General features: G+C 71.0%; 17 protein-coding genes. 10 read left to right on the plus strand and 7 right to left on the minus strand.

Going from position 1 to position 23,886, the window contains the following annotated elements:
* The first annotated feature begins 44 nt into the window (after window positions 1-44).
* Window positions 45-1,736 carry a long-chain-fatty-acid--CoA ligase gene (locus ACMXN5_RS23510; RefSeq protein WP_439676858.1) on the plus strand — a complete coding sequence of 564 codons (1,692 nt, stop codon included), beginning with the start codon at window positions 45-47 and terminating at the stop codon, window positions 1,734-1,736.
* A 3,731-nt stretch (window positions 1,737-5,467) separates the two neighbouring features.
* Window positions 5,468-6,124 carry a LysE family translocator gene (locus tag ACMXN5_RS23515; protein WP_439676859.1) on the plus strand — a complete coding sequence of 219 codons (657 nt, stop codon included), beginning with the start codon at window positions 5,468-5,470 and terminating at the stop codon, window positions 6,122-6,124.
* A gap of 87 nt (window positions 6,125-6,211) precedes the next feature.
* Here the strand turns inward: ACMXN5_RS23515 and merB are convergent, their stop codons facing one another.
* The 3 genes from merB to ACMXN5_RS23530 all read right to left on the minus strand — a co-directional run bounded on the left by merB (window position 6,212) and on the right by ACMXN5_RS23530 (window position 8,892).
* Window positions 6,212-6,862: an organomercurial lyase gene (gene merB, locus ACMXN5_RS23520; protein WP_379995833.1), complete on the minus strand. Its 651-nt coding sequence runs from the start codon at window positions 6,860-6,862 to the stop codon at window positions 6,212-6,214.
* A complete protein-coding gene (gene rarD / locus ACMXN5_RS23525; protein WP_439676860.1) occupies window positions 6,859-7,839 on the minus strand; it encodes an EamA family transporter RarD in 981 nt (326 codons plus the stop codon). Before rarD ends, merB begins: the two co-directional genes overlap by 4 nt.
* A gap of 93 nt (window positions 7,840-7,932) precedes the next feature.
* Window positions 7,933-8,892, minus strand: a complete 960-nt coding sequence (locus tag ACMXN5_RS23530) for an SDR family NAD(P)-dependent oxidoreductase (protein WP_439676861.1) — start codon at window positions 8,890-8,892, stop codon at window positions 7,933-7,935.
* A 445-nt stretch (window positions 8,893-9,337) separates the two neighbouring features.
* Here ACMXN5_RS23530 and ACMXN5_RS23535 point away from each other — a divergent pair, with 445 nt between their 5' ends.
* The 3 genes from ACMXN5_RS23535 to ACMXN5_RS23545 all read left to right on the plus strand — a co-directional run bounded on the left by ACMXN5_RS23535 (window position 9,338) and on the right by ACMXN5_RS23545 (window position 11,273).
* Window positions 9,338-9,982, plus strand: a complete 645-nt coding sequence (locus ACMXN5_RS23535) for a TetR/AcrR family transcriptional regulator (protein WP_439676862.1) — start codon at window positions 9,338-9,340, stop codon at window positions 9,980-9,982.
* Between the two features lie 152 nt (window positions 9,983-10,134).
* Window positions 10,135-11,169 (plus strand): helix-turn-helix domain-containing protein, encoded by a 1,035-nt coding sequence (locus ACMXN5_RS23540; RefSeq protein ID WP_439676863.1) that lies wholly within the window; start codon window positions 10,135-10,137, stop codon window positions 11,167-11,169.
* Window positions 11,079-11,273, plus strand: a complete 195-nt coding sequence (locus ACMXN5_RS23545) for a DUF397 domain-containing protein (RefSeq protein WP_439676864.1) — start codon at window positions 11,079-11,081, stop codon at window positions 11,271-11,273. The genes ACMXN5_RS23540 and ACMXN5_RS23545 overlap by 91 nt, the downstream gene beginning before the upstream one ends.
* Before the next feature lie 56 nt (window positions 11,274-11,329).
* Here ACMXN5_RS23545 and ACMXN5_RS23550 read toward each other — a convergent pair whose 3' ends face one another.
* Complete coding sequence (locus ACMXN5_RS23550; RefSeq protein WP_439676865.1) at window positions 11,330-11,521, minus strand: hypothetical protein; 192 nt, start codon at window positions 11,519-11,521, stop codon at window positions 11,330-11,332.
* Between the two features lie 1,377 nt (window positions 11,522-12,898).
* Here ACMXN5_RS23550 and ACMXN5_RS23555 point away from each other — a divergent pair.
* On the plus strand, window positions 12,899-14,464 hold the full coding sequence (locus tag ACMXN5_RS23555; RefSeq protein ID WP_439676866.1) for an ABC transporter substrate-binding protein: 1,566 nt from the start codon (window positions 12,899-12,901) through the stop codon (window positions 14,462-14,464).
* Window positions 14,465-14,648: 184 nt separating this feature from the next.
* Here the strand turns inward: ACMXN5_RS23555 and ACMXN5_RS23560 are convergent, their stop codons facing one another.
* A complete protein-coding gene (locus tag ACMXN5_RS23560) occupies window positions 14,649-15,332 on the minus strand; it encodes a PaaI family thioesterase (RefSeq protein WP_439676867.1) in 684 nt (227 codons plus the stop codon).
* A 167-nt stretch (window positions 15,333-15,499) separates the two neighbouring features.
* On the opposite strand from ACMXN5_RS23560, the gene ACMXN5_RS23565 reads away from it, so the two are divergent.
* The gene (locus tag ACMXN5_RS23565) at window positions 15,500-16,360 is read left to right on the plus strand and encodes a MaoC/PaaZ C-terminal domain-containing protein (protein WP_439676868.1); all 861 of its coding nucleotides are present in this window, start codon (window positions 15,500-15,502) and stop codon (window positions 16,358-16,360) included.
* A 165-nt stretch (window positions 16,361-16,525) separates the two neighbouring features.
* On the opposite strand, the gene ACMXN5_RS23570 is transcribed toward ACMXN5_RS23565, so the two are convergent.
* A complete protein-coding gene (locus ACMXN5_RS23570) occupies window positions 16,526-17,233 on the minus strand; it encodes a hypothetical protein (RefSeq protein ID WP_439676869.1) in 708 nt (235 codons plus the stop codon).
* Between the two features lie 200 nt (window positions 17,234-17,433).
* On the opposite strand from ACMXN5_RS23570, the gene ACMXN5_RS23575 reads away from it, so the two are divergent.
* The 3 genes from ACMXN5_RS23575 to ACMXN5_RS23585 all read left to right on the plus strand — a co-directional run bounded on the left by ACMXN5_RS23575 (window position 17,434) and on the right by ACMXN5_RS23585 (window position 20,910).
* The gene (locus ACMXN5_RS23575) at window positions 17,434-18,510 is read left to right on the plus strand and encodes a Zn-dependent alcohol dehydrogenase (protein ID WP_379995859.1); all 1,077 of its coding nucleotides are present in this window, start codon (window positions 17,434-17,436) and stop codon (window positions 18,508-18,510) included.
* A 196-nt stretch (window positions 18,511-18,706) separates the two neighbouring features.
* Window positions 18,707-19,636 carry a 3-oxoacyl-ACP reductase gene (locus ACMXN5_RS23580; protein WP_439676870.1) on the plus strand — a complete coding sequence of 310 codons (930 nt, stop codon included), beginning with the start codon at window positions 18,707-18,709 and terminating at the stop codon, window positions 19,634-19,636.
* 119 nt (window positions 19,637-19,755) lie between these two features.
* A complete protein-coding gene (locus ACMXN5_RS23585; protein ID WP_439676871.1) occupies window positions 19,756-20,910 on the plus strand; it encodes a hypothetical protein in 1,155 nt (384 codons plus the stop codon).
* A 7-nt stretch (window positions 20,911-20,917) separates the two neighbouring features.
* Here ACMXN5_RS23585 and ACMXN5_RS23590 read toward each other — a convergent pair whose 3' ends face one another.
* Complete coding sequence (locus ACMXN5_RS23590; protein WP_439676872.1) at window positions 20,918-22,846, minus strand: ATP-binding cassette domain-containing protein; 1,929 nt, start codon at window positions 22,844-22,846, stop codon at window positions 20,918-20,920.
* Between the last annotated feature and the right edge of the window lie 1,040 nt (window positions 22,847-23,886).

Consider the following 23,886-nt stretch of genomic DNA (forward strand, 5'->3'; position numbering starts at 1 on the left):
TGTCCGTCTGTCCGTTTGTCTGTCTGTCCGTCAGGAGTCCTGTCGTGTCTGGACGTTGGAGCACCACACTCGACGCACTGCTACGCGAGCGGGCCGGGGATCACAGCGCCGGTCTGCGCGACGAGGACCGGGCGTGGACCTGGGCCGAGGTGGTCGCGGAATCCGCCAGTCGAGCCGCCCTGCTGCGGGCGCTGCGGGTCGAGGGTCGACCGTGGCACATCGGGGTGATGCTGGAGAACGTGCCCGAGTTTCCGCTGCTGCTCGGCGCCGCGGCGCTGTCCGGCGCGGTGATCGTCGGGCTGAACCCGACCCGGGTCGGGACCGAGTTGGCGCGCGACATCGACCACACGGACTGCTCGCTCGTCCTGACCGACGCGGCGCATCTGGAACAGCTGCGCACCGCCGCACCGGACTTCCCGGCGGACCGGCTGCTGTGCGTGGACGATCCGGCCTGGGCGCGGGCGCTGGAGCCGTACGCGGGGGTCGAGCCGCCGGTCGAGCGGCCGGGGGTCGAGGACACGTTCATGTTGATCCTGACGTCCGGGACGACCGGGCACCCCAAGGCGGTGATCTGCTCGCAGGGCAAGATCGCCGGGCAGGGGGCGAGCGTGGTGGCCATGGAGCGGTTGGACGGGACCGACGTGGCCTACTGCGCGATGCCGCTGTTCCACTCGAACGCGGTGGTCACGTGCTGGGCGCCGGCGCTGGCGGCCGGGGCCGAACTGGTGCTGCGGAGGCGGTTCTCCGCGTCGGGATTCCTGCCGGACGTGCGGCGGTTCGGGGTCACCTACGCCAACTACGTGGGCAAGCCCCTGTCGTACATCCTGGCCACACCCGAGCGCCCCGACGACGCGGACAACCCGCTGACGCGCGTGTTCGGCAACGAGGGCGGGCCGCAGGACGTCGAGCGCTTCGCCCGACGCTTCGGCTGCACGGTGCGGGACGGGTTCGGCTCGACCGAGGGCGGGTTGTCGTTCAGCCCGGTCCCGGACATGCCGCCGGGCGCGCTGGGCCGGCCGAACGGCGACATCCGGATCCTGAACCCGGACACGCGCGAGCAATGCCCACCGGCCACCTTCGACGCGGCGGGCCGGATGACCAACCCCGAGGCGGCGGTCGGCGAACTGGTCAACGTCGGCGGCGCGGGCACCTTCGAGGGCTACTACAACAACACGGCGGCGACCGCGCAACGCATGCGCGACGGCTGGTACTGGAGCGGCGACCTCGCCTACCGCACCGAGGACGGCCTGGTCTACTTCGCCGGCCGCACGGGGGAGTGGCTGCGCGTCGGCGGGGAGAACTTCGGCGCGACGCCGGTCGCCCGAATCCTGTCCCGGCACCCGGACGTGGCGGTCGCGACGGTGTACGGCGTCCCCGACGAGGCGGCGGGCGACCAGGCGATGGCGGCCCTGGTCCTGCGCGAGGGCGCCACTTTCGACCCGGCAGCCTTCGCGGACTGGCTGGCGGCCCAACCGGACCTGTCCCGCGCCTGGCACCCGCGCTACATCCGGATCGCCGAAGCACTCCCACAGACCAGCACGAACAAGATCCTCACCAGAGTCCTGACCCGCCAAGCCTGGCACACGGCCCCCGACCCCATCTGGTGGCGCGACCCCCGAAGCGACACAACAGCCCCATACCGCCCCTTCACCGAATCCGACCGCGAAACCCTGGAATCAGCCTTCACCGCCCGAGGCCGCGCCCACATCCTGTCCCTGATATCGAGAGAGGCCTGACACCCCCGCCCCTCACCCAACCCGAGGCGGCCCGCAGGCGGCCGACCCGGGTCGTGGAGTGGTCCGCCGCCGGCGTGCGGGACTCCAAGCCCCGAAGCTCCCGACGAGATGGCCGTGCCGCCCACCGAAGTCCGACCGGCAACGCCGGGGAGGGCAGGCGCTGGGGCCGAATCCGCCAAGGAGCGCTCGTGGGTGGACCGGCCACCCCGGCCCCACCTCGCGCTTCGGTTGCGGATGGCCGGTCGGGGGCCGCTCCGAGCCGCCGATGGGCCACCGCCGGCGCGCGGGGCTCCAAGCCTCCAGGCTCCCGGCGAGGCGGGCGTGTTGCTCACCGAAAACCGGCTGGCAATGGCGGAGCGGGTGGGTGGTCGGGTCGGGCTCTCCGGGGGTCTTCCCGGGCGGTCGGGCCCTTCCGGCGGGCGCTGCGCTGTTGGTCGCGGATGGCTGGTGCGGGGCTTGTCCGAGCCGCTGACGGGCCGCAGTCGGCGTGCGGGGCTCCGATACTCCGGCTTCTGGCGAGGCGGGTGTGTTGCTCACCGAAACCCGGCCGGCAGCGGCGGGGAGGGAGAGCGCTCGGGTCGAGTCCGCCGAGGAACCTCCCCCAGTGGGCCGGGCGTTCCCGGCGCCCGTTGCGCTGTTGGTTCCGGGTGGCCGGTCCGGGGCCGGTCCGAGTCGGAGATGGGCCGCCGCCAGCGCGCGGGGCTCCAAGACTCCGGCTCCCGGCGAGACGAGCATGTTGCTCACCGAAAACCGGCCGGCAGCGGCGGCAGGGTGGGCGCTCGGGTCGAGTCCGCCGGGGAGCCTTCCCGAGTGGGCCGGTCGTTCCCGGGGCCCGTTGCGTTGTTGGTTCCGGGTGGCCGGTCCGGGGCCGGTCCGAGTCGGAGATGGGCCGCCGCCGGCGTGCGGGGCTCCAAGACTCGAGACTCTCGACGAGGGGGTGTGTTGCTCACCGGAAACCGGCTGGCAGCGAGGGAGCGGGAGGGCGGTCGAGTCGGGCTCCGCGAGGAACCTTTCTGGGTGGGTTGGGCGTTCCCGGCGGTCGTCGCGCTGTTGGTTGCGGGTGGCTGACGCGGGAAGGGTCCGGGTCGGTGATGGGCCGCCGCCGGCGTGCGGGGCTCCGGGACTCCGGGCTCCCGGCGAGTCGAGCGTGTAGCTCGGCAAAGACCAGCCGGCAGCGGCGGAGAGGGAGGGCGCTCGGGTCGAGTCCGACGAGGAGACCTCCCGAGCGGGTCAGGGCATTTCGGGGGCGCTGTGGAGGGTTGGGGTTTCAAAACCGGATCTCGGCAGGGTGGTTGTGCGCTTCGAGCTTCGGTGACCTGCGGTTTTGCGGGTTCGGCGCGGAAAGTCGGGCGCCGAGTGCCGGTTTCGTGTGCTCCAGCCCCTTCAACGCCAGCGTGGACACCGAATCCGCCCCATCGGAACCGGCTTCGGACACTGTGACCCCACAGAGACCGCCCAGAAGACCAAAAGTGCCCGACAGAGGCCAAAACCGGATCCCGATGCACCCCAAGCAGCCCCTGCCTGCACCGACCTGCGGTTTTCTCTCACACCGAGGCAACAGCACCTCACGCGATCCGAGTTCGTGAACCTTCGTCACCCACACACCCACCGCACCCCGAAGCGACCCAACCCACTCAGGAAGGCAGCCCCGCCAGACTCGACCCGACCGCCCGCCCTCCCCGCCACTGCCAGCCGGTTTTTGCCAAGCAATGCACCCGGCTGGTCAGGGCCCCTGAGTCTCGAAGCCCCGCACGCCGGCGGCGGCCCACCACCGACTCGGACAAGCCCCGCACCAGCCACCCGCAACCACAAGCACAACGCCCGACGGGAACGCCCGACCCACCCGGGAAGGCTCCTCGTCGGACTCGCCCCGAGCGCCCTCCCTCTCCGCCGCTGCCGGCTGGTCTTTGCCGAGCTACACGCTCGACTCGCCGGGAGCCCGGAGTCCCGGAGCCCCGCACGCCGGCGGCGGCCCATCACCGACCCGGACCCTTCCCGCGTCAGCCACCCGCAACCAACAGCGCGACGACCGCCGGGAACGCCCAACCCACCCAGAAAGGTTCCTCGCGGAGCCCGACTCGACCGCCCTCCCGCTCCCTCGCTGCCAGCCGGTTTCCGGTGAGCAACACACCCCCTCGTCGAGAGTCTCGAGTCTTGGAGCCCCGCACGCCGGCGGCGGCCCATCTCCGACTCGGACCGGCCCCGGACCGGCCACCCGGAACCAACAACGCAACGGGCCCCGGGAACGACCGGCCCACTCGGGAAGGCTCCCCGGCGGACTCGACCCGAGCGCCCACCCTGCCGCCGCTGCCGGCCGGTTTTCGGTGAGCAACATGCTCGTCTCGCCGGGAGCCGGAGTCTTGGAGCCCCGCGCGCTGGCGGCGGCCCATCTCCGACTCGGACCGGCCCCGGACCGGCCACCCGGAACCAACAGCGCAACGGGCGCCGGGAACGCCCGGCCCACTCGGGAGGGTTCCTCGGCGGACTCGACCCGAGCGCCCTCCCTGCCCGCCGCTGCCGGCCGGTTTTCGGTGAGCAACATGCTCGTGTCGTTGGGAGTCCGGAGTCTTGGAGCCCCGCGCGCTGGCGGCGGCCCATCTCCGACTCGGACCGGCCCCGGACCGGCCACTCGCGACCCGAGGCGCGACGCCCGCTCGGAACGCCCGGCCCACTCGGGAGGGTTCCTCGTCGGACTCGACCCGAGCGCCCTCCCTGCCCGCCGCTGCCGGCCGGGTTTCGGTGAGCAACACACCCGCCTCGCCAGAAGCCGGAGTATCGGAGCCCCGCACGCCGGCGGCGGCCCACCACCGGCTCAGACCGGCCCCGCACCAGCCACCCGCAACCACAAAAGCACAACGCCCGACGGGAACGCCCGGCCCACTGGGGGAGGTTCCTCGGTGGACTCGACCCGAGCGCCCTCCCTACCCGCCGCTGCCGGCCGAGTTTCGGTGAGCAACATGCTCGTCTCGTCGGGAGCCCGGAGCCTCGCACGCCGGCGGCGGCCCACGTCCGGCTCAGACGAGCCCCGGACCGGTCACCCGCAACCCGAGGAGCGACGCCGGCCGGGAACGCCCCGGCCCACTCGGGAAGGCCCCGGGGAACCCGACACGAGCGCCCTCCCGCTCCGCCGTTTCCGGCCGGTTTCGCCGACCAAGGCACGCGCCTCGCCGGAAGTCCCAAGTCTCGCAGCCCCGTGCGCCGGCGGCGGCCCATCACCGACTCGGACCAGCCCCGTACCGGCGCCCCGCGACCGAAAGCGCGACGCGCGTCAGGACCAGCCTGGCCCACTCGGGAAGCCCCGCCGGGAAGCCCGACCCGACCGCTGCGCCGACCGGCCCGGGTATCACGACGGCATGTGACGGTGCCCGTACCGGTCGGGCTCGGTGTCCGGTGTGTGCGCGCTCGCCGGCTGCTGCTCGTGGTTGCTGCGTTCTTGTTGATTCCGTTGTGTTGGTGCCGGGCTGTGTTCCTGGCCAGTTCCGGTGTCGGGGTGGGGGATCGGCCTGGATCGCCGAGGCGTGGAGGCTCGCCGACCGGCGGCCGAGATTGTTCAGCGAGTCCTCGGCTTCTCGGCTGCGGGTGCCGAGATAGGCGGTTTGTGACCCTTGTCGAGCCGCGTGGCGCCGCCCCGGGGCGCCTTGCGGACCTGGCGGTCCGCTTGGTGAGCGGACGACTCGGCTCACGCCCTGTCGTGACTATGCGTCAGCTTCCGGTGCCGGCAGCATGCCTTCATGGATGCCCTCTCACACCTTGCTTCGTTTGCCCTGGTTGCGGGGCTGTTGACGGTTGTGCCGGGGCCGGATACCGCGATTGTGTTGCGGGCGGCGCTGGTTCGGGGTAATCGGCACGGGTTCGCGACCGCGCTCGGCATAGGGTCCGGGACGTTGGTTTGGGGTGCGGCTGCGGCAGCCGGTGTTTCTGCGGTGCTGACCACATCTCAGATTGCGTATACGGGTTTGCGCGTTGTCGGTGCCTGCTACCTGCTTTGGCTTGGTTATGGATTGCTGCGGGCTGCGTGGGTGAATCGCTATACCGAGGTGGACGTCGACGTCGAGGTCGCCTCGGCCGCCGGTGGCAAGGCCGCCCCCGGGTTGTGGTCGGCGTGGGGGCGCGGTGTGCTCACTTCGTTGACCAATCCGAAGGTCGGCGTTTTCTACATGGCGGTGATCCCGCAGTTCATTCCCTCCGGTGCCCCGCATCTGGCCTTCGGGATACTGCTTGCCCTCGTCCACGACATCGAGGGCATGGTGTGGTTCGCGGCGATCATCCTCGGCGCGAACAGCCTGCGCGCGAGGCTGCGCCGGCCGCGCTTTCGGCGTGCGCTCGATGCGTCGACCGGTACGGTCATCGCCGGCTTCGGCGTCACGCTCGCTGCGGCCGACAACTGACCGCCGGGCGCTCCCCGGTTCCCCGACTGCCCGCCGGCTCTCCGGTTTTCGGTCCCGGCCGCGAGGGTGGTCCGGTGTGCGTAGGTGTCACAGGCCCCAGAACCGGCCCTGGAGGCCCACCGAGGTGAAGTATGTGGCTGCCGATGCCGGGTCTCGGCGTTCGTAGCCTCGGTGCATGCGGCCCTCGTACCAGTGTTCGGCCAGACGCCACAGCTTGGTGAGGTCGAGGACGTAGCCCCGGGTCTGGCCGGTGCGGGCGAGCCAGTGGTCCACGCAGCCCTCGTCGCAGAACAGTCGCTGGTTGCCGCACGCGTGCACCACGTCGTCCCACAACATCGTGATCGGGACCAGGAAGTGCGCCACCTCGTCGCCCTTCGGCGGCTCGTCGATGCCCACGTTCCAGGCGAGTGCCCCCTCGCACCCCGGACATCGGGTCGCGACCAGCACCTCCTCGCCGACCAGGTGCGGCACGGCGAAGGAATCCCACGCGCAGCCGCCCCACCACAGCGTGTGCCGGCCCATCACCGAGAAGCCCAACGGCACCGCGCTGAACGGATGCGCCATCACGATCGCGTCGTCGCGCAGCACGATGTGCCGCTGCTCGTGCAGGGCCCGCAACCCCGCACGCACGGTCGGCTCCGACACGCCCAGCGTCGCCGCCAACTCCGCGTCGGAGGGCGCCCGCCCGGTGTCGGCGAAGCCCCGGTAGACGGCCAGCCGCAATTGTTCGACGCTCACGAGGCCGCCTCCCGCTCCGGCGCGGCCGAGACCGGCAGATCCCGGGGCTCGACGGCGGACGGGGCCTCGGCCGCCCGCTCGGTGGGCACAACGGCGACCCGCTCGCGCCTGGACTGGCGGATCGCGTCGAAGGTGAGCACCACGAGGGCGATCCACACCAGACCGAACCCCGCCCACCGGGCGGCCGGCATGGGCTCGTGGTTGACCGCCACGCCGATCCCGAACTGGATGATCGGAGCCAGGTATTGCAGCATGCCGATCGAACTGAGCGGCACCGAGTTGGCCGCCACCGCGAAGCACAGCAGCGGGATCACGGTGATCACGCCCGCGCCCATCAGCATCAGCGCCTGCGGTGCTCCCTCGTGCCCGTACGTGCCCTCGCCGGTCCATGCCAACCAGGTCAAGTAGCCGAGCGCGGGCAGGAACATCACCGCCGTCTCGACCGCGAGCGAGTGGGTTGCGGGGAGGTTCATCCGCTTCTTGACGTAGCCGTAGGTGGCGAACGACGCGGCCAACGTGAGCGCGATCCACGGGACCCGGCCGTAGGCCACGATCAGGACCACCACCGCGGCGACCCCCAGCGCCACCGCGGCCCACTGAATCCTGCGCAGGCGCTCGCCGAGGACCACGACACCGATGCCGATCAGTACCAGCGGCGTGATGAAGTAGCCCAGCGAGGTCTCCACGACTTGGTCGTGGTTGACGCCGTAGATGTAGGTGCCCCAGTTGATCGAGATCATCACGGCGGCCACCGTCACGGTGATCAACTTGCCCGGGGTGCGGGCCAATTCGCGGATCCACGACCACTGCCGGAGCACCGCGAGCAGGACCAGCATGCACAGCAGCGACCAGGCCATCCGGTGGGCCAGGATCTCTACCGGGCCCGCAGGCTTCAGATGTGGCCAGAAGAGGGGGAACAGGCCCCACATGACGTAGGCCGCCATGCCCAACAGCAAACCGCGACGTTCTGCACCCATGGTGCCGACCGTACTGGCCGAGTGGCCTGCCGTCAGGAGCCAATTCCGAAGAGGTGGACCAGCAGCCGCCGCGCAGGCGGCCGATCCGAGGCATCAGTCGCCCTCGCGACTCAGCTCCTCCCACCGGGCCACCTCCTCCCGGCGGGCCCGGTCGAGCTCGGCGATCATGTCGTAGGCCGCGCCGCCCAGGATGATCCGATGCGGCGGCTCGGCCATGTCGACGATGCGCAGCAACAGGGCGGCCGCCTTCGCCGGGTCGGCGTCCTTCGACTCCCCCCACATTTCCGCCAGTTCGGCGCGCAGTGGCGCGTACACCTCGTTCTCGGTCGTCATGGTCAGGCCCTGGGTGAACAGCGTGGTCTCGTAGCCACCGGGCTGGACCAGGGTCACCTTCACCCCGAAGCCCGCCGCCTCCATGGCCAGCGCACCGGACATGTTGTCGAGGGCGCCCTTGCTCGCGCTGTAGAGACCGGTGGCGGCGAAGCCCACGGCCGAGCCCATCGAGCTGATCTGCACGATGTGGCCCGAACCCTGTTCGCGGAGATAGGGGAGTACGGCCTGGCTCACCCACAGGGCGCCGAAGAAGTTGACGTCGAACTGGGCGCGGACCTGGGCCTCCGTCACCTCCTCGACCATGCCGATCAGGCTCGCCCCCGCGTTGTTGACGACGATGTCGATTCGCCCGAAGGCCGCCACGGCACGCGCTACGCCACGGAACACCGCGTCGCGGTCGGTGACGTCGAGGGTCAGGAGCCGCAAACGATCCTCGTGCGCGGCGACCAAGTCGGCCAGTGGGGTGACATCCCGCGCGGCCCCGACGACCCGGTCACCGGCGACCAGCGCGGCCTCGGCGAAGGCACGGCCCAGGCCACGAGAGGCACCGGTGATGAACCAGACGCGGGGGTCGCGGCGGATGGCGGCGGTGGTTGCTTGGGTGGCTGTGGCTGTGGCGGTAGTGGGTGCGGTGGTGGTCATGCGCGTGCTCTCTTCCAGGTGGCTGGGGTCGGTGAGGTCGGCCTGGGTGGACTGTGTGGATGTCGTGGTTGTCGTCATCGGGTTCACCTGGGTCGGTAGCCGGACGAGGTCGCCGTGCGACGACCGGTACGAGGGGGTTGGGGGACGCCGACGCGCCGAGCGCGCCGAAGCTGCGGCCGAGGCGGGACGATCGGCCGGAGGGCCTCGGTGGGACTCGCCGCGACCTCGGCGGTGAGTCGCGGAGCCGGACCACTCGTGGTCCGCATGTCGAGGACCGAGAACGCGTCGGTGACCTGGTGGGCGAAGGGTGCGACGGAGGGCCGAGTGCGGAACATGGGTGACAACTCCTTGATTCGTGAGACGAGACGTTGCGTCTCGCTTCCTTTCGCTGAAGCATGCATCTTCGGCGTTGGAATGTCAAGACGAGACGTATCGTCTCGCTCGGACTCCCCGAAGCATGCGCGATCGACGAGGCCGTGTCAAGACGAGACGTATCGTCTCGTTTATGCGGTACAGTGGGCGCATGACCATCGACGACAGCAGTGACCGCAGCGCGGAGAGTGCGCGTGCCGAGGGCGGATCCGCTGGCAGGCCGAATCCGTCCCGACGCAGCGAACAGTCCCGTCGGGCGATCCTGACCGCCGCCCGCGAACTCGTCTCCGAACTGGGCTTCGCCAAGCTCTCCATCGAGGCGATCGCCGCACGGGCGGGCGTCGGCAAGCAGACCATCTACCGCTGGTGGGGCTCGAAGGGCGAGGTCGTCTTCGAGGCATTCCTCGCCCTGAGCGACCCGGGCGAGGGCATCGTGCTGCCCGACTCGGGGGATCTCGAGACGGACCTCAAATACCTGATGCGCGAGACCGTCGCGGAATTCGCCGACCCCGCCTTCGAGGGCCCGATCCGCGCCCTCAACGCCGAGATCATCAACGACCCCAAGCTGGCCAGGCTCTACCACGAAAAAATGGCCGCCCCCGTGGACGAGGCCAAGAAGGAGCGCCTACGCAGCGCCCAACGCGCCGGTCAGCTGGCCCCCGACCTGGATCTCGACCTGGCCCTGGAACTCCTCTACGCCCCTCTGTACCAACGCTGGCTGCTCCGCAGCGGCCCCCTTACCCCCGAATACGCCGACAGCCTGGTCGACCTGACCCTGAAGGGCCTCCGGCCTTGACGGGGGTGAGGTGATGGGCCAACTTTCGGGGCGCCGACGAGTTGCCATCGCCAACCGACGCCACCATTCGCCACCGGTGAACAATCACGAATCGGCCGAATGCGTCTACCGAGGTCGTTAGCGTGTGTATCGGTGACCATCCTGGGGGTGTCGTGAAACGTTCGATCGAGCCGGGCAACCCGGCGTTCGTCGCCGCGCGGCACCAACGCGGATGGCATTCGCAGCAGCGATTGGCCGACGCGTTCGAATGCATGGCGGCGGAATGCGGGCTCCGGATCGGCGTCAGTGTGCGTCAGGTTCGACGCTGGGAGAGTGCGGAGCCTCCTTGGCCGTCGAGTGACTACCAGACAGTCCTGGAGGCGTTGTTCGGGCTGCCACTCACCATGCTGGGTTTCGCGCCGCCGGTCGGCTCGAGACGCTTCGAGGATGAGATCGCCAGCGCTCAGATCACCGACATTATCGAGGGCTTGCACGAAGGCGAGCAGTCCGGGTGGTGGCGCACCGACCCGAGTGAAGGTTCCGATGCTCGCATTGATCGACTCATTCAAGCGGAACAGCGGGCCGTCGTCACTCGCGCCTACGAATCCAGCTTGATCCCTGGGCCTCTCCAGGTCTATGAATACGCGGTCGCAGCGATCCGCGCCTACCTGCCCGCGCTTCCCGAGGACGAGGTGATCCGGCGGGCGCGAAAGCGCACTGGGCGACTTGCCAACCTCCAAGCGCTCTCCGACGGATCGCGCGTGCTGTTGTTCTTGATCGACGAACCCGTCTTGCATCGGCCCCTTGGCGACAACGCGGTGCTGCGTGCCCAACTTGCCCACCTGCTCATCACGGTCTCCACCCTGCCTCACGTGCAACTGCAGGTGGTGCCTCTCAGTGCCGGTGGACACCCCGGTATGGCGGGGCCATTCACGCTGTTCGACTTCGGAGCCAGACGAGTCGTGTACACGGAGGCCCTGACGGGAGCTTCGTGGACTTCGCGACCAGCCTGTATCGCCGCGTATTCGTTCGCTTACGATCGACTTCAGGCAGCAGCGCTGGGTGCGAACGACTCGATGCAACTTGTTGCGCAGAGGCTCGCGGAACTGGAGACGGCATGGAAGCTCGCGGGGGATGGACGACCAGCAGCTACAGCGGGGGAGAGAACTGCGTCGAAGTCGCGGTTTTGGGAGCCCTTGTCGGAGTGAGGGACAGCAAGGTCGTCGACTCTCCGGTGCTGGCCGTGCACCCGGCGGCGTGGGCCGGCCTGGTGGAGCGCACAGGAGCGCGTGCCGCGACGGCCATCCGCTGACCCGCGCGCACCGGTTTCCGCTCGCGGGCGCGCGTGGCGCCGAGCACCGTGAGCGTTCAGTAGCGCTTGCCTTCGGCGTCCTGGGTGGAGGCCGGCGCGATTCTCATGACGGACGCCTTGACCTCTCCTTGGGCTTTTCCCGGCAGCGGGTCAAAAGGAAGTTGAACGCCCTCGGTAGGCATTGCGGACCGGACGTTGGGGCGCACGCGCACCCGCACCCGCACCGCACCCGCGTCGGTGTCGCGCATTGTCGTCACCCAGGTGGTGACCGTGGCGTAGGGCGCACCCGGTGCCTGCGCGGTGGGCGCCGCCGAGCAGGTCTGCGGCAACGGCGGCGCGTCGGTGACGAGGATGCCGCCTCCAGCAGCGTCGGCGGGTGGGACTGCGCCGTGGTCGACGAGGTCGGGCCCGGCGCCCCACCGCCCGATGAGCCGATGGACGACACTGCGCTACTCCGGGCGGCGGACGAGCCGTCGGGAGTCGCCCGAGCCGCCTCCGGCCACGAGCGGGGCCACCGCCGGCGTGGGCCACGCCGCACGACGCTTCGATATGTGTATACGCACCACGTAGTGGCGCCGGGTCGGTTCCGTTCGGGTTCGGTCCTATGGCCGAATCGGTATTCGTCGGCGCCATCGCGACAGACCAGGGCACCGGGGACGCGGCCGGTCGGACGACCGGCAGCCCGACGTCCCTTTTCGATGTCTCGCTCGCGTCGGGTCTCCGGCTTTGCGACTCGGGCGTTGTGCCTGTGGGCGTTGCCGCTCAGGCGTTGCGCCTCCCTATTGTTGTGTTGGCGTTTTGGTGCCGCGCCTGCCTCGACCGCCGCCCGCGGTGCGGATCTCGGCCGCCCCTTGAGCTCGCGGTTCGGTCGCCGACCTGCGACCTGCTTCACGGCATCGGCGCGGCGCGGTTCGCAAGGGGTGCCGATGTGGATTGCGTTGCCGCCTCGCGTCCGGTGCCCGGGCCGCCACGACCGGTGTTCGGGCCGCCCCGCTCGGTGTCCTGATCGTCCCGCCCGTGCTCGGACCACCCGCCCTGCGCCCGGGCCGTCCCGACTGGTGTTTCGCCTGTGCGGCATGCCACTGCGCCCCGAGCCCGGGCCGCCTTGCCCGTGCGGCGAGCCACCGCGCCCGCGCCCGCGACCGGTCCGCGCCGCCGCTGTGCGGCGAGGTGGTTTCGAGGGCCGTTCCCGGGGCGATGCGGGTGCCTGTCCTGGGTTGCCGGTGACGACGGTTGTGTGGGCTCCAGTGTTTGAGCGCCAGGAAGTGAAGTGCCCACCTTGGGGATTGGGCCGTGTCCGAGATCCGCGTGGGGCCTTCGTCGAGGGCCGGGCCGACGGTCTGAAAGGCGTTCGATCGCGGGACGTGTACGGTCCGTGGCTGGGGTGGATGGTGCTCCGGGCCCACCCTCCATGACTCCTGACGGAGCGTCACATCGGGTGGTGGAAATTGGGGATTGGGGGTGCGGTACCGTCACGGACGGTGCCGAATTGTTATTTGACGGCCCGTCAGATTTCTCCTTACCGTGGCCGTACATCCACGTCTGGATCAAGGAAAACGACGCCACCCCGCTCCCGGGACGGCGTGCCTTGTGCTTCCCGAACGCAGGAGCGTCCCGTGCGAACCGTGAACTCCACACCCTTCTCAACCCGCCTGCTGCGCCGATCCGGCGTGGTCGCGGGACTCGTCGGCCTGACGCTCGGCGCCACCGCCTGTGGCGGCGACGACGACGCCGGCAGCGGAGCCTCCGGCTCGATGACGGTGCTCATCACCCAGGAGGCCAAGGGCATCGACCCGGTCATGACCACGGTGTCCTCCCTCACCGGCGGCAACCAGGCCGCGGCCGTGTTCGACATGCTTTTCTGGATCAACCCCAAGACCGGCAAGGCGGAACCGCAGATCGCGGAGAGCGCGACCGCCGCCGAGGGCAACTCGGTGTGGACGATCAAGCTCAAGCCGAACGTGAAGTTCTCCGACGGCACCGCCCTGGACGCCGAGGCGGTCAAGTTCAACTGGGAGCGGCACGCCGATCCCGCGAACCGGTCGGTACAGTTCACCGCCGTCAAGGGGATGAGGTTCGAGGCGGTCGACGGGTTGACCGTCAAGGTCACGCTGCCCGCGCCGAACGCCCACTTCGACCTCGTCGTGGCGCACAACCTCGCGTTCATCGGATCGCCCACGGCGATCCGCTCCGACCCGAAGCTGTTCGCGCAAAAGCCGGTCGGTGCAGGCCCGTTCAAGCTCAAGACGTGGATGCGCGACTCGCAGCTCACGCTGGAGCGCAACAACTCGTACTGGGGTCAGGGCAAGCCCGCGCTCAAGGAATTGATCTTCAAGCCGGTGATGGACCAGAAGCAGCGCCTGGCCGCGCTGTCCTCGGGCCAGGCCCAGCTGATGACCACCGCGCACTTCCCGTCCACCGAACAGGCCCGCAAGGACGGCATGACGGTCACGCTCGACCCCAAGAGCGGTGGCTTCATGACCATGTTCGACACGTCCAAGCCGCCGTTCAACGACCCGCGCGCCCGCCGCGCGTTCGCGTTGATCATGAACCCGGACGACCGCAACCAGACGATCCAGGGCTCGCCGGGCCAGACCCTCAAGGGCCTGTTCCAGCCCGCGTCGCCGTTCGCGAACCCGGAGGCCGTGTACGCGACCAACAACCGGGTCGAAGCGCAGAAGCTGCTCGACGAACTGGCCGCCGAGGGCAAGTCGTTGAACTTCACGTACACCACCAACAGCAGCGCCAGCGCGCGGCTGACCGCCGAGTACTGGCTCACCCAGATCGGCAATATGAAGAACATCACGATGAAGACCGAATTCCTCGAGGGAGCGGCCTACATCCAGAAGGTGATGATCAACAACGACTTCCAGGCCTCGGAGTTCGTGATCACCTTCGACGAACCGGAGCCGGTGCTCTACAACTTCACCCACTCGAAGGGTCCGGAGAACCGCACCAAGTGGAACAACCCCGCGGTGGACAAGGCGCTCGACGACGCCCGCAACAGTGACGACCCGGCGGTGCGCAAGGCCGCGTACCAGACGGTGCAGGCCGAGATCGTCAAGGACGTCCCGTTCTTCGCCTACGAGAAGTCCTTCGCCGCGGCGGTCCAGGGGAAGAGCGCCAAGATCGACGGCCTGTCGCTGTTCGAGGACGGCCTGATCCTGTTCGACCGGATCGCGCTCAAGTAGCCCCGCCCACGGCGCCGGGCGCGGGCGGCCGGGCCGACGGCAGGATCAGGATCGGATGAGCACGGCGTCGGGGGCGTACGAGGTGTACGCCCCCGACGCCGTCTCGCGTGATCGACCGGCCCGACGCAGGCCCGCCCCGCCCCCGCGCGCCGGACCCACCCCGACGGCCCGGCCCCGCCCCGCCTCAGGCCCGCGCCGCTCGGATGAACAACGCCTCCGCGTCCGCCACCAGTTCGCCCCCGGCGTACGAGCGCGCCGTGACCCACGCCTTGCGGCCCTCGACCCGGGTGACGCCGGCCTCGTAGTCGATCCGCGTGTACAGCGGCGTCGCCCGCCGCATCCGCACGGTCAGCGACACGGTCATCCCGAGCGCCCCCGCGCCGGACTGGGCGCAGCCCATCACCTCGTCGAACGCCGCCGCCACGATGCCGCCGTGCACCCGCCCGTACGGGCCCTCGAACGCGGCGCCGAACGTCGCGTGCGCGCGCACCAGCGGACCGTCGCCGATGATCGACATCGGCGGGGCGATCGGGTTCGCGGCGCCGATGAACGGGCTGCGCTCGTGCAGGGCCAGGTCGCGCGAGGTCGGTGTGCGCTCGCCCACACGGGTCAATGCGGCGATGCGATCCGCCAAATCTGATACATCGTCAGCTACGCTTTCGAGCATGGCCTCCGCGTCGTGCGGGTCGACCGTCTTCACCGCCTCGATCAGGCGGCGGGTCGCCTCGGCCAGGCGGTGTCGGGCCGCGCGGCCCGCGCTGTCGGCGTCCGGGCGCGGCGTCCAGGTCAGGCGCAACTCGCGCAGTACGTCGGCCGGCACGGGCGGCGGCTCGGCGGCGTCCGAGGCTTCGGGGGCGGCGGCGGTCATGACGGCTCCCGGGGTGACGTGATCCCGGCCGCAGCCGGGCGAATGGCCGATCATTGCATGTAAAAAGAACGAGTTCTAGTTTTGGGCGGGTGGCGCGGTCCGGGTGGTCGGCGCCATCGCAGTCCCGAGTCACCGGTCATCATCACAGCCACACCAGAGGAGACACCATGCCGATCGACGCCGCGAAGGCCACCGGAGCAGAGCCCCGCACGGGTGAGATCGCCTGGTCGAACAAGGACGTGATCCTCTACCACCTGGGCCTGGGCGCGGGCACGCCCGCCACCGGCGCGGACGAGTTGCGCTACACGTACGAGAAGAACCTGCACGTGCTGCCCACGTTCGCGACCGTGGCCGGCACCAAGGTCGGCGGCAGCCTCTCCTCGCTGCCCGGCATCGACATCAACCTGCGCGCGGTGCTGCACGGCGGCCAGGAGATCGTGGTGCACAACCCGCTGCCGGCCAAGGCCAAGGGCGTCAAGGCGACCAGCCGGGTGGCCGACGTGTTCGACAAGGGCAAGGCCGCGGTGATCGTGCTCGAATCGTCGGCCGAGCTCGAGGACGGCACCAAGCTGTACGACTCCCGCGCCGAGATCTTCGTCCGGGGCGAGGGCGGCTTCGGCGGCGAGCGCGGGCCGGCGACGAAGATCGACGTACCGGAGCGTCCGGCCGACCACACGATCGATGTGGCCACCCGCGCCGACCAGGCGCTCCTGTACCGCCTGTCCGGCGACTGGAACCCGCTGCACGCCGACCCGGACTTCGCCAAGGCGGCCGGCTTCGACACCCCGATCCTGCACGGCCTGTGCTCGTACGGGCTGACCCTGAAGGCCGTCGTGGACAACGTCCTGGGCGGCGACGTCTCGCGGGTCAAGCGCTACCGCACCAAGTTCGCGGGCATCTTCTTCCCCGGCGAGACGATGCGGGTGCGGGTCTGGGCAGAGGACGGGAAGCTGCTGATCAACACCTGCGCCGTCGAGCGCGACGAGGCGATCGTGCTCTCCGACACGGTGGTGGAGTACAGCGCCTGACGGCGCGCCACGGGCCCGGCGCGGAAGACCGCGCCGGGCGCCGGGTCGGGACCGGATCGCCGGTGCTGACCCGGCCGGAGGCCGGCGCTCCTCGACTCCGGTCTCGACGAGGAGCAGAGGGCTGTCCTGGGGGAAGCGGTTGGTCCGCCTCTCCGTAGGCGGTCATCACCGCGGCGAGTCGGAAAAATCGCGCCGGGTTTTGCGCGAATCTCGGACCACGTCAGAGCGCCGCACAACCAATCGGGGCTCTGCCGGGGATCGAGCCGCGTGACGGGAATGCTGACCGCCCAGCCGCCGGCGCCGGGGGGCGGCGGCACATGCTTCGGGCAATCGGCCCGCCACCACGATGCCGTCGCGCATGACCGGGACCTCCGGCCCGATGTGGCACATCCGTTGCACGGCCTCCGACTCGAAGTCCAGGTCGAACGTGATCAGCGGCGCCTGTATGCCACCGTCGTCCCTACCACCGCGCAGACCGTCGGGGTCGCCGCCGCCGCGCCCGGCGTCGACCCGCTCGCGCGAGGTCGTCCGCGCGCAGGGCCAACGGGCCGGCCGGCGCGGCGACCTCCCCTCCCCGGTGGGCTCCGTCGGCATCACGAACAGCGGCCGGACCCGCAGCCGGCGGGCGCTCAGGCGTGTGCCGTCCATCACCGGGTTCGGGATCGCCGTGCGGACGTAGGACTCCGGATGCTCCACCGACCGGGCCCGTCGGGTGCCCAGTGCCCGCGCCGGCGCCTCCTGGACGAGGTCCTCCGCGAGCGACGCGTCGCCGCACAGCGGGTACGCGTCGCCCTTGAGTACCGTCCCGCGCGCGGCCGACAGCCGGGCCGACGCCGTACCGTCGGCGTCGCCGTCCTCCGGCGCGCCTGCCATCCGGGCCCCCTCTTGTTCCGCCGCCCGACTGCCGTGTGATGTGACGTACAGGGGTGAGGTCTCGTTGGGGGAGCTGCATGCCTTTCGTCCCGCAGCAGGGGCGGATACCTTGACCGTGTCATTGGTCTTGAGTCAAAACAGGAACACGTTATAGTTCTTGACCGAGCCAAGTATTGGTGCAGGAAAAACGAGGAGCCCCCATGCGCGCAGCGGTTCTGCACGAGACCGGCCAGGACAAGCTCGACGTTCGTGACGACGTCGAGGCGGTGGGCATGGGCCCGGGGCGCGTGCGGGTCAAGCTGCACGCGACCGGTGTGTGCCACTCGGACCTGTCCGCGATGACCGGGGTCCTGCCCCAGCCCGCGCCGTTCGTACCCGGCCACGAGGGCGCCGGCGAGGTGGTCGAGGTCGGCGACGGCGTGAGCAGCGTCGCGGTCGGCGACCGCGTCATCATCTGCTGGGCGCCGCCGTGTGGCGCCTGCAACTACTGCCGCGGCGGCCAGTCCAACCTGTGCCTGGCCGGGTTCATGAACGCCGGCAACCAGAACTTCACCTTCGGCGGCACCCCGTCGTACGGCTTCACCGGCACCGGCACCTTCGCCGAGGAGGTCGTCGTCGCCGCGCCGTGCGCCGTCAAGGTCGCCGACGACGTGCCGTACGAGATCGCGGCGCTGATCGGCTGCGGCGTCACCACCGGCGTCGGCGCGGTGTTCAACAGCGCGCGGATCCAGCCGGGCGCGTCCTGTGCGGTGATCGGCGCCGGCGGCGTCGGCATCGCGGTGATCCAGGGCCTGCGCGCGGCCGGTGCCGCCGACATCGTGGCGATCGACCCGGCCGAGTCCAAGCACGTGTGGGCGAAGAAGTTCGGCGCCACGCACGCGATCACCCCGGACCAGGCCGCCGACGCCAAGCGCGACCTGACCGCCGGCCAGGGCTTCGACTACGTCTTCGAGGTGGTCGGCAAGTCGTTCACCGCCCGCAGCGCGTACGAGCTCACCCGGCGCGGCGGCGACGTGATCATCGTCGGCGCGGGCGCGATGGACGACAACGTCTCGTTCAACATGTTCGAGCTGTTCTTCGACCAGAAGCGCATCATCGGCAGCATCTACGGCGGCGGCGACATCGTCTCCGAGTACGAGCGGATCACCAAGCTGTGGCGCGCCGGTCGGCTCGACCTGGAGGCGATGATCACCCACCGCCTCACCCTCGCCGACATCAACGACGCGTTCGACCTGATGAAGAGCGGCGAGTCGATCCGCACCATCGTCACCCTCTGACGAAGCGCACCTAGAGCGCCCGGCACCACCCCGCAGCACCCGGCACCACCCGGCAGCACCCACAAGCTCACAACAAGCGGCGCCGTAATCCGCAGCCCGCCCACCCGACACCCCGGGTGGGCGGGTGGGCAGACCAATGCCCGAGCCAACCCACACGCGACCGCAGCAAAGCCACCGACCCCACGGGAGAATCCGCATGACCACGTCGCTGGATGGCAAGGTCGCCGTAGTCACCGGCGCCGGTCGCGGCCTCGGCCGCGCCGAAGCCCTCGAACTCGCGAAGCAGGGCGCGGCCGTCGTGATCAACGACTTCGCCCCCGAAGGCAGCCCCAACCCCGCCGACGACGTCGTCGCCGAGATCGTCGCGGCCGGCGGCAAGGCGGCCGCGCACCGCGGCGACGTCTCCGACTTCGACGCGGCCGGCAAGCTGATACAGCTCGCGATCGACACCTTCGGCTCGATCGACATCGTGGTCAACAACGCGGGCATCCTGCGCGACCGGATGATCTTCTCGATGACGGAGCAGGAGTGGGACTCGGTCCTGGCGGTGCACGCCAAGGGCCACTTCAACACCACCCACCACGCCTCGAAGTACTGGCGGGAGAAGTCCAAGGCGACCGGCGGCGCGGTGTACGCGCGGGTGATCAACACCGCGTCCGAGGCGTGGCTGGCCGGTTCGGCCGGGCAGCCGAACTACGCCGCCGCCAAGTCGGCGATCGTCGGCCTGACCATGTCCACCGCCAACGCGCTGGTCAAGTACGGCGTACGGGCCAACGTGATCTGCCCGCGGGCGCGTACGAGCATGACCACGCACGTGTTCGGGGAGAGCGCGGGCGCGCTGGCCGAGGGCGAGCTGGACCCGCTGGCGCCCGAGCACGTCGCGCCGCTGGTCGCGTACCTGGCCAGCCCGGCCGCCGAACAGATCACGGGGCAGGCGTTCGTGGTGCACGGCGGCTTCGTCGCGGTGATCGAACGCCCCACCCTCCAGGCCAAGTTCGACTCCAAGCAGGCCACCTTCACGCCGGAGGAGCTGGACCAGGTGCTCTCCGCGCACTACGCCGACCGCAAGCTCGGCGCCGGCTACACCGCGGACGACCTGCTGTTCCTCAAGCGCGACCCGCGCTGACTCCGAAGCGCGGGGCCGGAGGTGGCGCGATCACCTCCGGCCCCGCCTTTCGCCCGCACCGTTGACACGTGTCGTGCCGCGAGGGTCGCCTCTCGGGCCGCACCGAGAAGGGGTTCCCCGTGCTGACCTCCGCCGACGACTTCCCGATCCACCAGACCCCCGAGCCGGTGGCCACACCCGCCACCTCGGACCGCAACGCCTACGACCGCTACTGGTTCAACGGCTACGACCGCGACGGCGGGTTCTACTTCGCCGCCTCGCACGGCCTGTACCCGAACCGGTTCGTCGCCGACGCGCACTTCACGATCGGGATCGACGGCGTCCAGCACAGCCTGCACGCGTCCCGCCGGGCGCCGCTGGACCGATTCGACCTCACCGTCGGCCCGTTCGGCATCGAGGTACGCACACCGCTGAAGGTGCTGCGCCTGTACGTCGAGCCGAATGAGCACGGCCTCGGCTGCGACCTGACGTTCACCGCGCGCGCCGCGGCGATCGAGGAGGAGCGCACCACCACCCGCAACGGCCACCACGTGATCATGGACTCGACCCGGCTGACCCAGCTCGGCGTCTGGTCGGGCACCATCACGCTGCCCGATGGCCGAGTGCTCGAGATCGACCCGGCGACCACGCTCGGCACCCGCGACCGCTCGTGGGGCGTACGCCCGGTCGGCGAGCGCGAGGAGGGCGCGCCCAAGCCGTTCAACCCGATGTTGTGGTTGTGGACGCCGATCCACTGGGCCGACGAGGTCAGCCTGTGGGCCTCGTTCGAGCGCGCGGACGGGCGGATGTACCACGTGGACGGCAAGCGGGTGGCGGCCACGCCGCTGGGCGCGGCCCCGGACCCGGCCGCCGTACCGCTGCCCGAGGACGAGCCCGCGTTCGCCAAGCTGACGCCGCATCGGCACGCACTCACGTGGGTGCCGGGCACGCGGCGGATCGAGGGCGGCGAGTTCCACATGACGGACGAGAACGGGGAGCCGTTCGCGTACCGGATCGAGCCGATCGGCGCCCGCGGACTGCTCGCCGGGCTCGGCTATCTGCACCCGGAGTGGGGGCACGGGGTCTGGCAGGGCGAGCTGAAGGTCGGCTACGAGAGCTGGGAGTTGGACAAGGTGGACCCGCTCCGGTTCGACCGTCAGCACCAGCAGCAGGTGATCCGGGTGACCGAACTGACCGGCGCGGGCCGGGTCGGGGTCGGTGTGGTGGAGCAGTTGTTCTTCGGGCCGCATGTGCCGTACGGCTTCAAGGAGATCCTCGACGGGTACGCGGGCTGACCCCGGGTCAGGTCCGGGGCGGTGGGCCCTCCGCGATCCTGGTCGGCTTCGTCGGCTTCGTCGGCTTCTCGAACCAGCCGCCGGCGTCGGTGGGGCGGTGCTCCCACGCGCCGACCAGGTCGCGGTACAGCGGTGCGCGGGTGAGCAGTTCGTGGTGGGCGCCCGGGATCGGCCGGTTGCCGTCCATGAGCAGGATGCGGTCCGCGCGGCGGGCCGAGTCGATCCGGTGCGCGATCACCACCAGGGCGCCCGCGCGCGTCGCGAACGCGGCCTCGGCCAGCGCTTCGGCGGGCGGATCCAGGTGGCAGGTGGCCTCGTCGAGGATGACGAAGCGGGCGGGAGAGAGGTACGTCCGGGCCAGCGCGATCAGTTGGCGCTCGCCCGCGGACAACGTGCCCGGGTTGGCGAGGTGGGCCTCGTAGCCGCCGAGCCGGGCGACCAGTTCGGCGGCACCGACCAGGCGCACCGCGCGGTCCAGGTCGGCCCGGGAGACGTCGGGGTCGAGGTAGCTCAGGTTCTCGTGGACGGAGCCGGTGAAGACGTACGCCTCCTGCGGGACCACCGCGATCGTGTTCCGCAGCGCGGCATCCGGGTGCGCGGCGAGTGGGCGGCCGGCCAGCGACACGGTGCCCTGATCGGGCGTCAGCAGGCCGGCGAGCAGGGCCGCGAGGGTGGATTTGCCGATCCCGCTGGGGCCGACGACGGCCAGGTGCGAACCGGCGTCGAGGGTCATCGACAGGTCGCGGACCACCGGTTCGGCGAAGGGGCCGTAGGCGAAGGTGACGCGGTCGAGGACGAGGGGGCCGTGGGCGGCGGCGGGTGACGGGAGTGGGGTGGGGCCTGCCGTGTTCGGGGCCGTCGCGGCGGGAGTCGCCGGGTCCGGGGCCGCCGCTTGGGCCAACCGCCCGGCGACCACGAGGAGTTCCAGCAACCAGCCACCCACGGTCGCGGTCGCGGCGCGTACGGCGGGCTCCAGGTGCTGGGCCAGATAGAGCGCGGCGCCCGCCACCTCGCCGGTGCTGAGCATGCCTTCGCGGACCAGCCACGGGGCCGCGATCAGCACAGCCAGCAGCGGGAGTTGGCCGCCCAGGGCGACCACGAGCAGGCGTAGGGACGAGGCACGCGCGAGCAGCCTGGTCGCGCGGGCCTGGGCGTCGGCGGCGGCGCCGATCTCGGCGGCTACCCGCTCCTGGGCGCCGCAGGCCACCACGTCCCGGAGCCCGGCCACGGTGTGGGCGGTGCGGATCGCGATGCGCTCGTCGGCGAGCACGAGGTTGCGCCGGCGCCTGGCCAGCGGGGGCAGCAGGCGGACGAACAACCAGGTCGCGAGGGCGAGCGGGATCAGCACGAGCGGGAGCAACACGGGGGCGAGGAGGGCGAGTCCGAGCAGGGCGGCGACGATGGTCACGCCGAGCTGGCGCAGCGTGCGCAGGAGCGAGGCGGTCAGATTGCGGCAACTCTCCACCTGCTCGGTGAGCCGGGCCACCGCCGCGTCGGCGTCCCGGCCCGCGTCCGGCCGTCCCGACGTCGCGTCGAGGACGGCCGAGGTCACCACCCGTCGGACCAGGGTGTCCCGGAACGGCTCCACCACGTCCGCCAGATGCGGGAACATCGCGTAGGTGGCGGCGGCCCGGATCAGCATCGCCAGCGCGAGTACGCCCAGGAGCACGAACCCCACGCCGAGCCGCCCGACCAGGAACCCACGATCGAGCGCGGCGGCCAGCAGCGCCCCCGACAACAACGCCGGCACTCCCTCGGCCACCGACCACCCCAGGACCCGCCCCAACGCCGCCCGCCGCTCCCGCAACGCGTCTGCCAACAACGCCCGCCCGGCGCGCAGTCCGCCGCCGTAGGGGCCGGCGCTGTGTCGCCTTCGGCGCTCGGGGGTGGTCGCGCCTGGGGGCGGTGTCGGCGCCGCCTCTGCCCCGAGCGGCACGGCAGGGTCGGGCGCTGCCGCGTCGGCGATCGCTTCGCTCGGATCATGTGATGCCGGATCGGGGCCCTGGGTCCGCCGGCTCGACCGGTCGCCGCCGGGCTCGGCCCACGCGGGGTCGTCGGGCGTGGTTGTGCGCCCAGATTCGTGCGGGCGGTTCGGTCCGTCCGGACGGTTCAGGCGGTTTGGTCGGTTCGGCGCGGGGAGGGCGAGCGGCTGCGCGTCTCCCTCGTTGCGAACGCCGTTCGACGGATCGAGTGCGCCGGCCGCCGTGGACCGGGGCGTTGCGAGGGGGTCGGCGTCCGGTGGCGGGAAGGAAGGAGCCGACCCGTCTTCGGGCGGTGCGGTGGGTCGACCTTCGGGAAGTGCGTTGCGCGCAAGCGCGTTTCGGATGCCGCGTACCGATTGTTTACGCGGCTTGCGGCGTCGGCCGCCGCCGCGTCGGGCGGGTGTCGGGCGGTCGGCGTCCTCGGCCCGAGCCGGATCCGGGGCCGGGGCACGGCCCACGCGCCGATGGCGACGGGGTTTGCGCGCGGGGGCATCGGACGGGAGTGGCGATTGCGCCGAGCCGGTCGCGGTTTCGTCTCCCGGGGAGGCGTCTCGGGGGAGACGGTCGGTCGGACGGGGGTGACGCGGGCCGGAGCCGGAATCGACCTCACCACCAACGGAGCCGGCCTCGGCCGAACCCGGAGCCTGCGGCCCCCCGCCCGGTACCTCGCCCGCCGACCTCGCCCCCCGAACCCGCCAACGCCGTCCCGGACGAACCTCCCCCGGGCCCGCTTCCGAACCGATCGCGCGATCCGGAAGCCCCACTTCCGCTCGCTGCCGCCGCCCGTCCGCTCCACCCCTGCCCAGGATCCGCCGCCGCCTTGCGACCGAGTCCCCGGGACCGACCGGCGGAGCCAGTGCCGACACCGGCTCGCCGTCCGGACCCAACCCCGGTGCGACCGGCACCTGTTGCCGCTCGCCACTCCAGGCACGCCGCCGGCGATCTCCATCGGCCTCCCGCACCATGTCACCACGCGCGGGTTCGTCACCCGAGG

It is taken from the genome of Embleya australiensis, assembly GCF_051903075.1.
Classification (GTDB): Bacteria; Actinomycetota; Actinomycetes; order Streptomycetales; family Streptomycetaceae; genus Embleya.

Bases quoted from the DNA above. Each gene is read 5' to 3' on its own strand.
- ACMXN5_RS23515 (WP_439676859.1), top strand. From the start codon at position 5,468: ATGGATGCCCTCTCACACCTTGCTTCGTTTGCCCTGGTTGCGGGGCTG.
- rarD (WP_439676860.1), bottom strand. From the start codon at position 7,839: ATGGGTGCAGAACGTCGCGGTTTGCTGTTGGGCATGGCGGCCTACGTC.
- ACMXN5_RS23530 (WP_439676861.1), bottom strand. From the start codon at position 8,892: ATGACGACAACCACGACATCCACACAGTCCACCCAGGCCGACCTCACC.
- ACMXN5_RS23535 (WP_439676862.1), top strand. From the start codon at position 9,338: ATGACCATCGACGACAGCAGTGACCGCAGCGCGGAGAGTGCGCGTGCC.
- ACMXN5_RS23545 (WP_439676864.1), top strand. From the start codon at position 11,079: ATGGAAGCTCGCGGGGGATGGACGACCAGCAGCTACAGCGGGGGAGAG.
- ACMXN5_RS23550 (WP_439676865.1), bottom strand. From the start codon at position 11,521: ATGCGCGACACCGACGCGGGTGCGGTGCGGGTGCGGGTGCGCGTGCGC.
- ACMXN5_RS23560 (WP_439676867.1), bottom strand. From the start codon at position 15,332: ATGACCGCCGCCGCCCCCGAAGCCTCGGACGCCGCCGAGCCGCCGCCC.
- ACMXN5_RS23565 (WP_439676868.1), top strand. From the start codon at position 15,500: ATGCCGATCGACGCCGCGAAGGCCACCGGAGCAGAGCCCCGCACGGGT.
- ACMXN5_RS23570 (WP_439676869.1), bottom strand. From the start codon at position 17,233: ATGGCAGGCGCGCCGGAGGACGGCGACGCCGACGGTACGGCGTCGGCC.
- ACMXN5_RS23575 (WP_379995859.1), top strand. From the start codon at position 17,434: ATGCGCGCAGCGGTTCTGCACGAGACCGGCCAGGACAAGCTCGACGTT.
- ACMXN5_RS23580 (WP_439676870.1), top strand. From the start codon at position 18,707: ATGACCACGTCGCTGGATGGCAAGGTCGCCGTAGTCACCGGCGCCGGT.